The 15,733-nt window shown below is 71.7% G+C and carries 11 protein-coding genes and 1 pseudogene; 10 read left to right on the top strand and 2 right to left on the bottom strand.

Annotation, left to right across the window (positions count from 1 at the left end):
• Positions 1-216 precede the first annotated feature (216 nt).
• Positions 217-1,527, top strand: coding sequence for a lipase (locus ACZ7GZ_RS29900; protein WP_471028917.1), 1,311 nt, complete (start codon positions 217-219; stop codon positions 1,525-1,527).
• Positions 1,528-1,553: 26 nt separating this feature from the next.
• On the opposite strand, the gene ACZ7GZ_RS29895 is transcribed toward ACZ7GZ_RS29900, so the two are convergent.
• On the bottom strand, positions 1,554-2,444 hold the full coding sequence (locus tag ACZ7GZ_RS29895; RefSeq protein WP_471028915.1) for a helix-turn-helix domain-containing protein: 891 nt from the start codon (positions 2,442-2,444) through the stop codon (positions 1,554-1,556).
• Between the two features lie 146 nt (positions 2,445-2,590).
• On the opposite strand from ACZ7GZ_RS29895, the gene tkt reads away from it, so the two are divergent.
• From tkt to ACZ7GZ_RS29855, 8 genes and pseudogenes are all read left to right on the top strand, one after another.
• Positions 2,591-4,666, top strand: a complete 2,076-nt coding sequence (gene tkt / locus ACZ7GZ_RS29890; protein ID WP_471028914.1) for a transketolase — start codon at positions 2,591-2,593, stop codon at positions 4,664-4,666.
• Between the two features lie 32 nt (positions 4,667-4,698).
• Positions 4,699-5,844 carry a transaldolase gene (gene tal, locus ACZ7GZ_RS29885; RefSeq protein WP_471028913.1) on the top strand — a complete coding sequence of 382 codons (1,146 nt, stop codon included), beginning with the start codon at positions 4,699-4,701 and terminating at the stop codon, positions 5,842-5,844.
• On the top strand, positions 5,841-7,427 hold the full coding sequence (gene zwf, locus ACZ7GZ_RS29880) for a glucose-6-phosphate dehydrogenase (protein WP_471028912.1): 1,587 nt from the start codon (positions 5,841-5,843) through the stop codon (positions 7,425-7,427). The genes tal and zwf overlap by 4 nt, the downstream gene beginning before the upstream one ends.
• The gene (gene opcA / locus ACZ7GZ_RS29875) at positions 7,424-8,350 is read left to right on the top strand and encodes a glucose-6-phosphate dehydrogenase assembly protein OpcA (protein WP_471028910.1); all 927 of its coding nucleotides are present in this window, start codon (positions 7,424-7,426) and stop codon (positions 8,348-8,350) included. The genes zwf and opcA overlap by 4 nt, the downstream gene beginning before the upstream one ends.
• Before the next feature lies 1 nt (position 8,351).
• The gene (gene pgi / locus ACZ7GZ_RS29870; protein ID WP_471028908.1) at positions 8,352-10,022 is read left to right on the top strand and encodes a glucose-6-phosphate isomerase; all 1,671 of its coding nucleotides are present in this window, start codon (positions 8,352-8,354) and stop codon (positions 10,020-10,022) included.
• Position 10,023: 1 nt separating this feature from the next.
• A complete protein-coding gene (gene gnd / locus ACZ7GZ_RS29865) occupies positions 10,024-10,902 on the top strand; it encodes a phosphogluconate dehydrogenase (NAD(+)-dependent, decarboxylating) (protein ID WP_471028907.1) in 879 nt (292 codons plus the stop codon).
• A gap of 55 nt (positions 10,903-10,957) precedes the next feature.
• Positions 10,958-11,422, top strand: a pseudogene (locus tag ACZ7GZ_RS29860) (histidine phosphatase family protein).
• Between the two features lie 252 nt (positions 11,423-11,674).
• Positions 11,675-12,340 (top strand): TetR/AcrR family transcriptional regulator, encoded by a 666-nt coding sequence (locus tag ACZ7GZ_RS29855; RefSeq protein WP_471028906.1) that lies wholly within the window; start codon positions 11,675-11,677, stop codon positions 12,338-12,340.
• 64 nt (positions 12,341-12,404) lie between these two features.
• Here ACZ7GZ_RS29855 and ACZ7GZ_RS29850 read toward each other — a convergent pair whose 3' ends face one another.
• Positions 12,405-12,746: a VOC family protein gene (locus ACZ7GZ_RS29850; RefSeq protein WP_471028904.1), complete on the bottom strand. Its 342-nt coding sequence runs from the start codon at positions 12,744-12,746 to the stop codon at positions 12,405-12,407.
• A 189-nt stretch (positions 12,747-12,935) separates the two neighbouring features.
• Here ACZ7GZ_RS29850 and ACZ7GZ_RS29845 point away from each other — a divergent pair, with 189 nt between their 5' ends.
• Positions 12,936-15,626 carry a winged helix-turn-helix domain-containing protein gene (locus ACZ7GZ_RS29845; protein WP_471028903.1) on the top strand — a complete coding sequence of 897 codons (2,691 nt, stop codon included), beginning with the start codon at positions 12,936-12,938 and terminating at the stop codon, positions 15,624-15,626.
• The last annotated feature ends 107 nt before the right edge of the window (positions 15,627-15,733 follow it).

Raw genomic sequence — 15,733 nt, 5'->3', positions numbered from 1 at the left:
CCTGGGGGTCCAGCCGCCCAGGAAAGCTCAGGCGGGGAACACAAAGAGGAGAAAGGAAGGAGAGGGGAAGAAGACGAAAGAGAGAAAAAAAAACCCCCCCCCCCCCCGCTGCCCTGGGGCGAGCACCACAACGGTCCGGGGGCCCGCCCCAGTGCGGTGACGCCCGCGGCCCGCAAGGCTGAACGGGTCCTTGCCGAACCACACTTGGAGGATCCGTTGCCGCTCTCCACGTCACCGTCGTCCCGCAGGACAGCCCGGTACCGCGGCCGTCTGCGGCGGCGGCTGGCCGCCGGTTGCTGTGGGCTGCTGCTGAGCGGGCTGCCCGTCGCCACCGCCACCACGGCCACCGCCGCCACCGCCCGGCCGCCGGTGCCGGCGCAGCACGAGCAGCACGGCCGGGGCACCCTGGTCCGGGCCGAGAGGCTGTACACCCTCGCGACCCCGCGGGCCGCGGCGAAGGAGCTTCGTGCGGCCGGGTTCGCGGACGACACCGTGCGGCACGGCGTGGTCGCGTACCGGCTGGTCTACCGGACGGTCGACGCGCACGGGCGTCCCGCCACGGCGAGCGGGCTGTTCGTGGTGCCGCTGGGCAGCGGTGCACGCCTGCGGGTGGTGTCCTTCGCCCACGGCACCGGGGTCAACCGGCACGACTCCCCGTCCATGCAGCGCCGGGACTTCGTGTCCGCACCGGTGATCGCGCACGCGGCGGCCGGTGCGGCGGGGGTCGCCCCCGACTATCTGGGCATGGGCGAGGGCCCCGGTCCGCACCCCTGGATGGACATCGGCTCGGAGACCACCGCATCGCTGGACATGCTGCGCGCGGCCCGTGCCTTCGCGCCGCGCGCGGGTCATGTGCTGGAGCGCGAGGTGATGGTGACCGGCTTCTCGCAGGGCGCCTCGGCGGCGCTGGGGCTCGGCCGGGCCCTGCAGGCGGGCGAGGACGGCTGGTTCAGGCTGGGTGCGCTGGCGCCGGTCAGCGGTGCGTACGACTTCGGCGGTGCGGAGCTGCCCGCCCTGCTGCACGGCGGAGTCGACCCCAAGATGGGCGTGATGTACGCGGCGTACCTGCTGGTGGCGTTCAACCGGCTCCACCACCTCTACGACAGCCCGGGCGAGGTCTTCCGGGCGCCGTACGACCGCGGGATCGAGGCGCTGTTCGACGGCTCCCACACCGGGCAGCAGCTGGCGGCGGGGACTCCCGGCACCCTGGACGAGCTGCTGACCGAGCACGGGCGGGCGATGCTCGCGCATCCGGCGGGGCCGCTGGCGGCGGCACTGCGCACGACCGACGCCGTGTGCACGGACTGGGCGCCGCGCGCTCCCGTCCGGCTGTTCATGGCGACGGGTGACGAACAGGCCGTCACCGCCAACACGGAGCACTGCCGGGCGGCCCTGCGCGAGAACGGCGTGCGCGCACGGGTCGTCGACGTGGGCGCTGCCGACTACCACGGCTCCCGGCACCTGGGCTCCGAGGCCGCCGCCACGCCGGCGATCGTCCGCTGGTTCGGGGAGTTGACGCGCAGGTGAGCTGAACACGGTGCCCGGCGGGGTGTTCAGCGCAGCTCGGCCCGGAACGCGACCGGTGTCTGGCCGGTGTGCAGATGGAAGAACTTGGTGAAGTTCGCCGCGTCGGGGAAGCCCACCGCTGCCCCGACGCGGCCGATCGGCACGTCGGTGTGGGCGAGCAGGCGTCTGGCCTCCAGGACGACGCGTTTGTCGATGAATCCCTTGGGGGTCTCGCCGGTGGCGGCACGGACGGCGCGGACGAGGGTACGGCGGGAGTAACCGAGGGCGTCGGCGTAGGCGCTGACGCTGTGGTTGGTGGCGAAGCCGTGCTCGACGGCGTCCCGGAAGCGGGTGAACGTGCTGTCCGTCGGCTGCCGGGTGGCCTCCGCGGAGCTGGCGGCGAGGTGCGCGAGCCGCAGCAGGAACGCGGTGAGGGTGTGCCTGAGGACGGCGGTGTGCAGGCTGAGCGGGAGTGTGGCGGTGTCCTCGTACTCGCGGCGCAGCTGGTCGAGGGAGGCCTGCAGGGCGGTGAGCCGGTCCGGGCCGGGGCGCAGCAGGGGCGGGAGGTCGTAGCGGTACAGGCCGGTGGCCTCGACGGTGGCCCGCGGCAGAAAGCCGGGCTGCATGGTCAGGACGGTTCCGCGGTACACGGTCTCGCGGGAGAAGCGGTGGACCTGTCCGGGGCGGATCCAGAGCAGGTCGCCGGCGCCGGCCTCGTACTCGGCGAAGTCGATCATGTGCCGTACGGGGCCGTCGGTGAACAGCATGACGACGTGGAAGTCGATGCGGTGGACACCGTGCAGGGGGGCGTCGGCGTGCCAGGTGCGGTCGGTTCCCATGGGGCCGATCTGCATGCCGACGCCGCCGACGGCCAGTTCGGCCGGGAAGGGGAAGGTTCTGATGCCGTCGTCATCAGCGTGAGGGGTTTCGCCTGCCATGTCCGCTTCGTGCCGTCCCTGTCGCGCGATCGCTGTCCCAGATTCACCACAGGCTGACACACCCCGACCTTTCCTCGAAAAAGTCAGACTTTTAAGTTTGAACGCGTCAGGCCAGCAATCCCGCACTGAACGAGGACTTCTTGAAGATGACCACGCAGACTCACGATGGCTTCGAGTGGACCGACCTCGACCGGCGCGCCGTGGATACTGCCCGTCTGCTGGCGGCCGACGCGGTCCAGAAGGTGGGGAACGGCCACCCGGGCACGGCGATGAGCCTGGCACCTGCCGCGTACACGATCTTTCAGAAGGTGATGCGTCACGATCCCGCCGACCCCGAGTGGACCGGCCGGGACCGTTTCGTCCTCTCCCCCGGCCACACCTCGCTGACCCTGTACACGCAGTTGTTCCTGTCCGGGTACGAGCTGGAGCTGGACGACCTGAAGGCGTTCCGGACCCAGGGCTCCAGGACGCCGGGACACCCCGAGTACGGGCACACGGCCGGCGTCGAGACCACCACCGGCCCACTCGGGCAGGGTGTCGCCAACGCGGTCGGCATGGCGATGGCGGCCCGCTACGAGCGCGGCCTGTTCGACCCGGACGCACCGCGGGGTGAGTCCCCCTTCGACCACACCGTCTGGGCGATCGTCTCCGACGGCGACCTGCAGGAGGGCGTCTCCGCCGAGGCCTCCTCGCTGGCCGGCCACCAGAAGCTCGGCAACCTCGTCTTCCTCTACGACGACAACCACATCTCCATCGAGGGCGACACCGCGACCGCCTTCTCCGAGGACGTGCTGAAGCGGTACGAGGCCTACGGCTGGCACACCCAGCGCATCGAGCCCACCGCCGACGGCGACATCGACGTGCCCGCCCTGTACGCGGCGCTGAGGGCCGCGCAGGCCGAGACCGCGCGGCCGTCGATCATCGCGATGCGCACGGTCATCGCCTGGCCCGCGCCGAACGCCCGGAACACCGAGGCCTCCCACGGCTCCGCGCTCGGCACGGAGGAGATCGCCGCCACCAAGCGCGTCCTCGGCTTCGACCCCGAGCAGGCCTTCCAGGTCGAGGACGAGGTCCTCAAGCACACCCGCCGGGCCCTGGACCGGGGTGCCGAGGCGCACGCGGCCTGGGACAAGCGGATCGCCGAGTGGCGTGCCGCGCAGCCGGAGCGCGGCGAGCTGTTCGACCGGGTCAGCAAGGGCGAGCTGCCCGAGGGCTGGGAGAACGCGCTGCCGGTGTTCGAGGAGGGCAGGTCGGTCGCCACCCGTGCCGCCTCGGGCAAGGTGCTGCAGGCGCTCGGCCCGGTGCTCCCCGAGCTGTGGGGCGGCTCCGCCGACCTCGCAGGATCCAACAACACCACCATCGACAAGACCAGCTCCTTCCTGCCCGAGGCCAACCCGCTGCCCGAGGCCGACCCCTACGGCCGTACCGTCCACTTCGGCATCCGCGAGTTCTCCATGGCCGCGGAGATGAACGGCATCGCCCTGCACGGCAACACCCGGATCTACGGCGGCACCTTCCTCGTCTTCTCGGACTACATGCGCAACGCCGTGCGGATGTCGGCGCTCATGCAGTTGCCGGTGACGTACGTGTGGACGCACGACTCCATCGGCCTGGGCGAGGACGGCCCCACCCACCAGCCCGTCGAGCACCTCGCCTCGCTGCGCGCCATCCCCGGCCTGAACATCGTCCGCCCGGCCGACGCCAACGAGACCGCGATCGCCTGGGCCGAGATCCTGAAGAGGCACGCCGTGAACCCCGCCCCGCACGGGCTCGCGCTCACCCGCCAGGGCGTGCCGGTGTACGCGCCGAACGAGGACGCGGCCAAGGGCGGCTATGTGCTGCGCGAGTCCTCGACCGAGGTCCCGGAGGTGATCGTCATCGCCACGGGCTCCGAGGTGCAGCTGGCCGTGGCCGCGCGGGAGCGGCTGGAGACCGAGGGGATCGGCACGCGGGTGGTGTCGATGCCGTCCGTGGAGTGGTTCGAGGAGCAGCCGCGCGCCTACCGCGAGCGGGTGCTGCCGCCGGCCGTGAAGGCCCGGGTCGCCGTCGAGGCCGGGATCGGTCTGACCTGGTACCGGTTCGTGGGCGACGCGGGACGGATCGTCTCCCTCGAGCACTTCGGCGCCTCCGCCGACGCGAAGACCCTGTTCGCCGGGTTCGGCTTCACCCCCGAGAACGTCGCCGCCGCGGCCCGCGAGTCGCTCGCCGCCGCGCGCGCCTGACACCGGTGCCCGATACCGACGCAAGTAGAAAGATGATCACTGTGACCGAAGCAATCGCGACCCCGGGAGCCCTCAAGCGCCTCGCCGACGAGGGCGTGTCGATCTGGCTCGACGACCTGTCGCGCAAGCGGATCACGTCGGGCAGCCTCGCCGAGCTGGTGGCGAGCGGCGGCGTCGTGGGTGTCACCACCAACCCGTCGATCTTCCAGGCCGCCATCGGCTCCGGCGAGGGCTACGAGGAGCAGCTCACCGACCTCGCCGTACGGGGTGTGTCGGTGGACGAGGCGGTGCGGATGATGACGACCGCCGACGTGCGGACTGCCGCCGATATCCTGGATTCCGTATACACCGCCTCCGCCGGCCGTGACGGCCGGGTCTCCATCGAGGTCGACCCGCGCCTGGCCCACGACACCGAGGCCACCGTCGCCGAGGCCAAGCAGCTGGCCTGGCTGGTCGACCGCCCCAACGTGATGATCAAGATCCCGGCGACCACCGCGGGCCTGCCCGCCATCACCGAGGTCATCGGGCTGGGCATCAGCGTCAACGTGACCCTGATCTTCTCCCTGGAGCGCTACCGCGAGGTCATGACCGCCTACCTGGCCGGACTGGAGAAGGCCCGCGAACGCGGGATCGACCTGGCCACCATCCACTCCGTGGCGTCGTTCTTCGTCTCCCGCGTGGACACCGAGACCGACAAGCGGCTGACCGCCCTCGGCACCGACGAGGCCCTCGCCCTCAAGGGCCGCGCGGCCCTCGCCAACGCCCGCCTCGCCTACGAGGCGTACGAGGAGGTCTTCGCCTCACAGCGCTGGATCGCCCTCGCCGGTGCCAGGGCCAACAAGCAGCGCCCGCTGTGGGCGTCGACCGGTGTGAAGGATCCTGCATACAAGGACACCCTGTACGTGGACGAGCTGGTCGCTCCGGGCACGGTCAACACCATGCCGGAGGCCACCTTGAACGCCGTCGCCGACCACGGCGAGATCACCGGGGACACGGTGACCGGCGGCTACGCGCAGGCCCGCGCCGACCTGGCCGCCGTCGAACGGCTCGGCATCTCCTATGACGAGGTCGTCCAGCAGCTGGAGGACGAGGGCGTCGGCAAGTTCGAGGCGGCCTGGCAGGAGCTGCTGGACGCCGTAGCGAAGTCCCTGAAGAGCAAGGGAGTTGACGCCCGATGACCGACAACGCGCCCGCCGCCGAAGCGCCCGGGACCGTCCAGGTCCCGGTGGCCCCGGCCGCCGACTGGGTGAACCCGCTGCGCGACGCCCGCGACCGCCGGCTCCCCCGGATCGCCGGCCCGTCCGGGCTGGTCATCTTCGGTGTGACCGGTGACCTGTCCCGCAAGAAGCTGATGCCGGCGGTGTACGACCTGGCCAACCGCGGTCTGCTGCCGCCGGGCTTCTCCCTCGTCGGCTTCGCCCGCCGGGACTGGGAGGACCAGGACTTCGCGCAGGTCGTCCACGACGCGGTCCGCACGCACTCCCGGACCCCGTTCCGCGAGGAGGTGTGGCAGCAACTCGCCGAGGGCATGCGGTTCATCCCCGGTGACTTCGACGACGACACCGCGTTCAAGCAGCTCAAGGACGCCGTGGAGGAGCTGGACGCCTCCCGCGGCACGGGCGGCAACTTCGCGTTCTACCTCTCGGTGCCGCCGAAGTTCTTCCCCAAGGTCGTACAGCAGCTGAAGAAGCACGGCCTGGCCTCCCCGCCACAGGGCTCCTGGCGGCGCGCGGTCATCGAGAAGCCCTTCGGGCACGACCTGGACAGCGCCCGCGACCTGAACGCCATCGTGCACGAGGTGTTCGATCCGGACCAGGTGTTCCGGATCGACCACTACCTCGGCAAGGAGACCGTCCAGAACATCCTGGCGCTGCGCTTCGCCAACCAGATGTACGAGCCGATCTGGAACCGGTCGTACGTCGACCACATCCAGATCACCATGGCCGAGGACATCGGCATCGGCGGCCGGGCCGGCTACTACGACGGCATCGGCGCCGCCCGGGACGTCATCCAGAACCACCTGCTGCAGCTGATGGCGCTGACCGCCATGGAGGAGCCGATCGCGTTCGACGCGGAGGCGCTGCTCACCGAGAAGCTGAAGGTGCTCAAGTCGGTGCGGCTGCCGGAGGACCTCGGCAGGCACACCGTGCGGGCGCAGTACGCGGGCGGCTGGCAGGGCGGCGAGAAGGTCGTCGGCTACCTCCAGGAGGACGGCATCGACCCCACGTCGAAGACCGACACCTTCGCCGCGATCAAGCTGGGCATCGACAACCGCCGCTGGGCGGGTGTGCCGTTCTACCTGCGCACCGGCAAACGGCTGGGCCGCCGGGTCACCGAGATCGCGGTGGTCTTCAAGCGGGCCCCGCACTCCCCCTTCGACTCCACCGCGACCGAGGAGCTGGGCCAGAACGCGATCGTCATCCGCGTCCAGCCGGACGAGGGCATGACCGTGCGGTTCGGCTCGAAGGTGCCGGGCACCTCGATGGAGATCCGGGACGTGTCGATGGACTTCGCGTACGGCGAGTCGTTCACCGAGTCCAGTCCGGAGGCGTACGAGCGGCTCATCCTGGACGTGCTGCTCGGCGACGCGAATCTGTTCCCCCGTCACCAGGAAGTGGAAGAGTCCTGGAAGATCCTCGACCCGATCGAGGAGTACTGGGCGGCGCACGGCCGGCCGGCGCAGTACGCGTCGGGCAGCTGGGGACCGAGTGAAGCCGACGAGATGCTCGCACGAGACGGACGGAGCTGGCGCAGGCCATGAAGATCGACCTGACCGACACCACGGCAAGCAAGATCAACAAGGCGCTGGTGCAGGGCCGCCGCGCCATCGGCACCCCGGCCGTGGGCATGGTCCTGACGATGGTCATCGTCACGGACGAGGAGAACGCCTACGACTCGATCAAGGCCGCCGAGGAGGCCTCGCACGAGCACCCCTCGCGGACCTTGGTCGTCATCAAGCGGCACGCCCGCACCCTGCGCGACCGCACCCACTCCCGGCTCGACGCCGAGGTCCGGGTCGGTTCCGAGGCGGGCACCGGCGAGACGGTCGTGCTGCGCACCTACGGCGAGGTGTCCGACCACGCCGACTCGGTCGTCCTGCCGCTGCTGCTGCCGGACGCACCCGTCGTCGTGTGGTGGCCGGTGGACGCACCCGACACCCCGTCGAAGGATCCGCTCGGCGCGCTGGCCCAGCGCCGGATCACCGACCTGTACGCGTTCGAGCGGCCGATGGAGGTCCTGGAGACCCGCGCCCGCAACTACGCCCCCGGCGACACCGACCTGGCCTGGACCCGGCTGACGCTGTGGCGCTCCATGCTGGCCGCGGCCCTGGACCAGGCCCGGGTGAAGGTCACCTCGGCGGCCGTCGAGGCCGAGGCGGACAACCCCAGCGCCGAGCTGCTGTCCCGCTGGCTGGAGGCCCGCCTGAAGGTCACCGTGGACCGCGTGGTCACCGCCGGCCCGGTCGTGACGGCCGTACGCCTCGGTACCGCGAACGGCGAGATCGTCATCGACCGCCCCGAGGGCCCCCTGGCGACCCTGACCCTGCCGGGCCAGCCGCCGCGCACCCTGGCGCTGAAGGTCCGCCCCACCTCGGAACTCATCGCCGAGGAACTGCGCCGCCTCGACGCCGACGAGATGTACGCCATCGCCCTCAGGGGCGAGGCCGCCAAGGAGAACGCCTGAGATGGCTCAGTCCGAGTTTCCGAAGCTCACCGACCGGCCGGAGTGGACGGCCCTCGCCGACCACCGGGCCGAGGGGCAGCCGCAGCTGCGCGAGCTGTTCGCGGCGGACCCGGGCCGCGCCGAGCGGTATGTCGTATGGGCCGGCGACCTGTACATCGACTACAGCAAGCACCTGATCACCGACGAGACCCTGGCCCTGCTCCAGGAACTCGCCACCGCCACCGGGGTGTTCGCGCTGCGCGACGCCATGTTCCGCGGCGAGAGGATCAACGTCACCGAGAACCGGGCCGTGCTGCACACCGCGCTGCGCGCCGCACGGGACGCGGTGGTGGAGGTCGGCGGCGAGAACGTCGTCCCGAAGGTGCACGCGGTGCTGGACAAGATGGCCGGCTTCGCCGACCGGGTCCGCTCCGGCGAGTGGACCGGCCACACCGGCAGGCGGATCAGGAACGTCGTCAACATCGGCATCGGCGGCTCCGACCTCGGCCCCGCCATGGCCTACGAGGCGCTGCGCCCGTACACCGCACGGGAGTTGACGTTCCGGTTCGTGTCGAACGTGGACGGCGCCGACCTGCACGAGGCCACCCGTGACCTGGATCCGGCGGAGACCCTGTTCATCGTCGCGTCCAAGACCTTCACCACGATCGAGACGATCACCAACGCCACCTCCGCACGCGCGTGGCTGCTCGACGGGCTGGGCGGCGACGAGAAGGCGGTCGCGAGGCACTTCGTGGCGCTGTCCACGAACGCCGAGAAGGTCACCGGCTTCGGCATCGACCCGGACAACATGTTCGAGTTCTGGGACTGGGTCGGCGGCCGGTACTCGTACGACTCGGCGATCGGCCTGTCCCTGATGATCGCCATCGGCGCGGACCGGTTCCGGGAGATGCTCGACGGCTTCCGGCTGATCGACGAGCACTTCCGCACCGCCCCCGCCGAGGCCAACGCCCCGCTGCTGCTCGGCCTGCTGGGCGTCTGGTACGGCAACTTCCACGACGCCCAGTCGCACGCGGTGCTGCCGTACAGCCACTACCTGTCGAAGTTCACCGCCTACCTCCAGCAGCTGGACATGGAGTCCAACGGCAAGTCGGTGCAGCGCGACGGCGAGCCGGTGCAGTGGCAGACCGGGCCGGTCGTGTGGGGCACCCCCGGCACCAACGGTCAGCACGCCTACTACCAGTTGATCCACCAGGGCACCAAGCTGATCCCGGCGGACTTCATCGGCTTCGCCCGCCCCGTCGACGAACTGAGCGGGGAACTGAAGGCGCAGCACGATCTGCTGATGGCCAACTTCTTCGCCCAGACCCAGGCGCTCGCCTTCGGCAAGACCGCCGAGGAGGTCCGCGCGGAGGGCGTGCCCGAGGAGCAGGTGGCCCACCGCACCTTCCGGGGCAACCACCCCACCACCACGGTCCTCAGCCCCGAGCCGACCCCGTCCGTCCTCGGCCAGCTGATCGCCCTCTACGAGCACAAGGTGTTCGTGCAGGGCGCGGTGTGGAACATCGACTCCTTCGACCAGTGGGGCGTGGAGCTGGGCAAGGTCCTCGCCAAGCGGGTCGAGCCCGCGCTGACCGAGGGCGCACGGGTCCCCGGTCTCGACCCGTCCACCACGGCCCTCGTCGCTGCCTACCGCACTCTCAAGAACGCCAAGAACGCTCAGGAAGTGAACTGACATGCAGCTCGGTCTCATCGGTCTCGGCAAGATGGGCGGCAACATGCGCGAGCGGATCCGCCGCGCCGGCCACACCGTCATCGGCTACGACCGCAACCCCGAGGTCTCCGACGTCAAGTCCCTCGCCGAACTGGTCGAGAAGCTGGACGCGCCGCGCCATGTGTGGGTGATGGTCCCGGCCGGCACCGCCACGCAGACCGTCGTCGACGAACTGGGCGACCTGCTGCAGCCCGGCGACACGGTGATCGACGGCGGCAACTCCCGCTGGAGTGACGACGAGAAGCACGCCGCCGCGCTCGGCATCAAGGGCATCGGCTTCGTCGACGCCGGTGTCTCCGGCGGTGTGTGGGGCCTGCAGAACGGCTACGCGCTCATGGTCGGCGGCGACAAGGCGCATGTGGAACCGCTGGAGCCGATCTTCGAGGCGCTCAAGCCGGAGGGCCCGTACGGCTATGTGCACGCGGGCCGGGTCGGCGCCGGGCACTTCTCCAAGATGGTCCACAACGGCATCGAGTACGCCATGATGCAGGCCTACGCCGAGGGCTGGGAGCTGCTGGAGAAGGTGCACTCGGTGGAGAACGTCCGCGAGGTGTTCCGCTCCTGGCAGGAAGGGACGGTCATTCGCTCCTGGCTCCTTGACCTCGCGGTCAACGCTCTGGACGAGGACGAGCACCTGGAGAAGCTGCGCGGTTACGCGGAGGACTCCGGCGAGGGCCGCTGGACGGTGGAGGCGGCCATCGACAACGCCGTGCCGCTGCCCGCGATCACCGCCTCCCTGTTCGCCCGGTTCGCCTCCCGGCAGGACGACTCGCCGCAGATGAAGATGATCGCGGCGCTGCGCAACCAGTTCGGCGGCCACGCGGTCGAGAAGAAGGACTGAGCCGCCGTGGGGGACCTCCCGCCGGTCCTCCCCCACTGCCTCAAGGGCGTGGGAGGTGCCCCCGGGTGAGACGCAGTGGAGCCGGTCGGGACAGCACACCAGCTGGACCGACCTGCCCCTGACCGAGCACGGCGAGGAACAGGCCAAGTCCCTTGCCGCACCTGCCTGAACGGGACTACGGCGGCTACGAGGGTGTCACCACGGCCGGCATCCACCGCGCCCGGCCCGACCGGGACCTGTGGACCGACGGCGTGCCCCCGGCCCCGCCGGGCTCCCCGGCGAGTCACCTCCGGGAGACCGGCGCCCGCGCCGACCGGGTGCCGGCCCGCGCCGAGGCGGCGCTCGCCGACGACGCCGGGGACGTGGTCCTCGTCGCCCGCGCCCGCTTCCTGCGCGTGCTCACCGCCCGGCGGCTGGCCCCGCCGGGGGCCGGGTGTTCCAGCTGGCCGCGGGCACGGTCAGCCGGCTCTCCACCGAGCACGGCCGGCCCGTGATCGCCGAGTGGAACAGACGGCCGTAACGGCCCTGCGCAAGCGAGAGGCCGTGACGGCCTGCGCCCGCGGCCGGTTCACGCCTGGTGGGCCGGGCCGCGGTCGTCGCCGGGCCGCGGGCGGCGCGGACCGGCTCGCCGACGCCCTCCCCGGTACGTTCGCCACAGCGGCCGCGTGGACTGTGAGGAACATCCCGGCCACCACCCCGGGCCCCGCTTCTACAATCTGCGGCACGCACAGCGAGCGTGCCGCCCAGGCGTCCACCGGCCCGAAGGACAGCGATGACCAGCGTCGAAGAGCCCGTACGGCCCGGGGGACGGGTGCGCGACGCGGCCCGCACCAAGGCGGAGATCCTCGACGTGGCCACGCAGGAGTTCGCCCGGGCCGGCTACGACGGCGCCCGCGTGGACGAGATAGCGGCCCGCACCCGCACCACCAAGCGGATGATCTACTACTACTTCGGCGGCAAGGAGCAGCTGTTCACGGCCGTGCTGGAGCGGGCGTACGGGGTGATCCGCGAGGCCGGGCAGCAGCTGGACGTCGAACACCTGGACCCGGCCGCAGCGATCCGGCGCCTCACCGAGCTGACCTTCGACCACCACGAGCGGCACCCGGACTTCGTCCGCCTGGTCAGCATCGAGAACATGCACGGAGCCGAGCACATCGCGGCCTCCAAAAGGCTCGGGCAGACCGGCTCGCCGGCCCTGGAGGTGATCCGCCGGATCCTTGCCGCCGGGCGGGAGTCCGGGCTGTTCACGGCCGACGTGGACGCGGTCGAGCTGCATGCGGTGATCAGCTCGTTCTGCTTCTTCCGGGTCGCGAACCGGCACACCTTCGGCGCCCTGTTCGGCCGGGACCTGGCGGACCCCGCCCAGCGGGAGCACTACCGGACCATGCTCGGCGACATGGTGATCGCCTACCTGACCGCGGAGCGGGCCGGCGGCTGACCGCCTGGTGGAAGCCGTCGCACGGCGGGACAGGGGTGCCGCGCGGACGGGGCCGCGCCGGAGTTCACGGCCTGGGGTGGCGCGGCTCGTACAGGGCGAGTTCGCCGCCGCCGGGCAGCCGGAGGGCGGTCACCCGGCCCCACCGGGCCTCCTCCACCGGGCGGGTGAACTCCACGCCGAGTCGGGCGAGTTGACGCCGTGTCGCGTCGAGGTCGTCACACATCAGCATCAGCTCGTGCGCGGGCGTGCCGTCGGTGGGGTGGCAGGCCACCTCGGCGGGCGGCGCCTGGAAGATCAGCCAGCCGTGGCCCGCGTCGACGTGCGCCCAGCCGAGGGTGTCGCGCAGGAAGGCCCGGTCGGCCTCCGCGTCGCGGCTGTAGAGCACCACATGTGCACCGTTGATCACGCGCGGAGGCTAGTGCGGCGGACGGTCCCGGGCAAGCACCGGCCCACCGATGCCGTACCGAAGTCCAGGGCTGTTCTGCCCTTCCCAGGGACCAGTGGCCCCTGTCGTACGTGACGGTACGGGACCAGGCTGGGTACCGGAGGAGTGACGTCGTCCGCAACCTGACGATCATGAGCGGTGGTGAACACCATGGCCGCACGGTGCGAGAACGGACCTGCACCGGCCGCATCCCCCGCCGACCCCCGAGGGGCTCCGTTCCTTGCGACACAGTTCGCCATACCGACACGTCCCGTGACGTACCTGCGCCGCGACCGGCTCCTCGGACACCTCGACGAGGCCCTTGTGTCCCCGTTGACCGTGGTCGGCGCAGCCGCGGGAGCGGGCAAGACGCTGCTGGTGGCCGACTGGGCCTCGGCGCGGGACGAGCCGGTCGCCTGGCTCACCGCGCAGGTCGCGGGCAACGGATGCGGAACGTTCTGGGCGTACCTCCTGCAGGCCCTGCGCGTCGCCGGCGTGCCGCTGACCACCGATGTCGGCCTGCCCACCGAACCCGCACGCGTGTCCGACGCGCTTCTGACGCGGCTCGCCGCCGGACTCAGCGACCGGAAGGTGCCGGTGATCGTGGTCATCGACGAGTACGACCGGGCGGCCGACCCCGAGATCGCGGATCAGCTGGAATCCGTCCTCCGGCAGGCCGGGGGCGGCATGCGCCTGGTCCTGGTCACGCGCACCGAACCCCTGCTGCCGCTGCACCGCTACCGGGCGGCCGGCGCCGTCACGGAGATCAGGAACGCCGAGCTGGCCTTCACCCGCGACGAAGCAGCGGATCTGCTGGCGCTGCACGGGCTGCGCCTGCCGGCCGGTGACATGGACGCGCTGGTGGAGCGGACCCGGGGCTGGGCGGCCGGACTGCGGCTGTGCGCCCTGGCGGCGCAGGCGGAGCCCGACCCGGGCACGTACCTGAAGGAGTTCGAGGCCGACCGCACCACGATCGCCGACTTCCTGCTGGCCGAGGTGCTCAAGCGGCAGAGCGCCGAGACCCAGGATCTGCTGCTGCGGATCAGCATCCTCGAACGCTGCTGCCCGGATCTCGCCAACGCCCTGACCGGGCGCACCGACGCCGGACTCATCCTGGGCGGTCTGCACCGCGGGAACGCGTTCGTCGAGTACCTCGGGCACGACTGGTTCCGTCTCCATCCGCTGTTCAAGGAGATCCTCCGCGCCGACCTCAGGGCGCGCCGGCCAGGGCTGGAAGCCGCACTCCACTGCCGTGCGGCACACTGGCTGCGTCGCTCGGGGTCCCTCGGCGAGACGCTCGGCCACGCGGCCGCGGCGCACGACTGGGAGAGTGCCGCCGGTGCCCTGATCGGCGATCTCGCCATCGGGGAGATCTTCACCGGCCTGCGCGCCGACGATCTGTCCGAGCTGTTCTCCCACATGGGGCCCGAGCCCGCCAGCCCCGCCACGGACCTCGTCCGTGCGGCCCGCGCGCTGTCCCGTTGCGACGTCGAGCGCGGCCTTCCCCGCCTGCAACGGGCGGCACACGCCCTCGCCCCCGGGCACGGACCGTCCCCGGACGAGGCCGCCGACCTGGCCGCGACCCGGCTGAGCTGCGCCTTCCTGGAAGCTCTGGCGGCGCGGCTGACCGGCGCGCCGGAACGGGCGGAGACGGCGGCACAGGCCGCTGAGCAGCTGCAGCGCGAAGTGCCCGGCGGGCTTCTGCAAGGACACCCCGAGCTGATCGCCCTGCTGCTCACCCATCTCGGCTCCGCACGCCTGTGGGCCGGCCGTGTCCGGGAGGCGCGGGCGGTCCTGACGACGGTGGTCGACTCCGGCCGTGCGGCGGCGACGGCACCGGCGCGTCAGGAGTGTCTGGGCCACCTGGCGCTGATCGACTATCTCAGGGGCTGGCCGGGCCGGGCCGAGCGCACGGCGTCTGCCCAGGTGACCGCGGTGGACAGCCCCGGCCCGGCCCCGGCGCCGGGGCCGGGGCTGGCATCACTGGTCCTGGCCGCGGTGGCCGTCGACCGTGACGAACTGGACCGGGCCCAGGTGCTCCTCGACTCCGCGACGGACACGGCGCGCCTGCCGCTGGACCCGGTGACGCGGGCCGGGGAGTCCATCGTCACCGGGCGTCTGTGCCTGGCCCGGGGCGACACGCGGGCCGCGCTCGAGGCGGTGGACCGGGCCGTCGCAGCCGATGTGGCCTGCCCCTGGGCCGAGGCACACACGGCGTCCGTGGCCGCCGCCGCTCACCTCGCCGAGGGCCGGCCGGACCTGGCCGTCAGGCTGCTGGCACAAGAGCCCGACGACGAGCCGGTGTGTGTGGTGCAGGCCGCGCAGGCGGAGCTGGCCGTGGGCCGGCCCGGAGCGGCGGCCGGACTCCTCGACAGAGTCCGCTCACAGGGCCCTCTCGGCCCCGCCGTCACGGTACGGGCCGCGCTGGTCGGGGCCCAGCTGGCGGGCGCGGCCGGAGACGTCGCCGCCCAACGCCGGCTCGTCGCCCAGGCACTCCGGGAAGCCCGGCGCGAGCGGCTGCGACGCCCCTTCCTGGACGCGGGACCCTGGCTGCGCCCGCTGCTGGGCACCGCGCCGTTGCGCGCGCTGGCCGAGGGATGGCTCGCCTACGGCCCGCCGGCGCCCGGTGGACCGGCCGGGACCGGGGAGCAGTCGCCGCTGCCGGTGGTGGAAGAGCTGAGCGCACGCGAGATCGACGTTCTGCTCCGGCTGGCGCAGATGATGTCCACGCAGGAGATCGCCGCCGATCTGTACGTGTCGGTCAACACGGTCAAGACCCATCTCAAGAACGCGTACCGGAAACTGGCCGTGAACCGGCGCCACGACGCGGTACGCCGCGCACGCGACCTGGGTCTCCTGTGACGGACCTGGACTCCTGTGACGGACCTGGACTGCGGTGTCACCTCCTGCGGGTGAAGCGGAGCGGTGGGCCGGGGGGAGCATCCCACGCACGGGGACGGGCACGCCCT

The organism is Streptomyces sp. NPDC037288 (assembly GCF_055603265.1).
The sequence above is the reverse complement of the archived record's forward strand: the minus strand, read 5'-3'. Positions and strand labels throughout refer to the sequence as shown.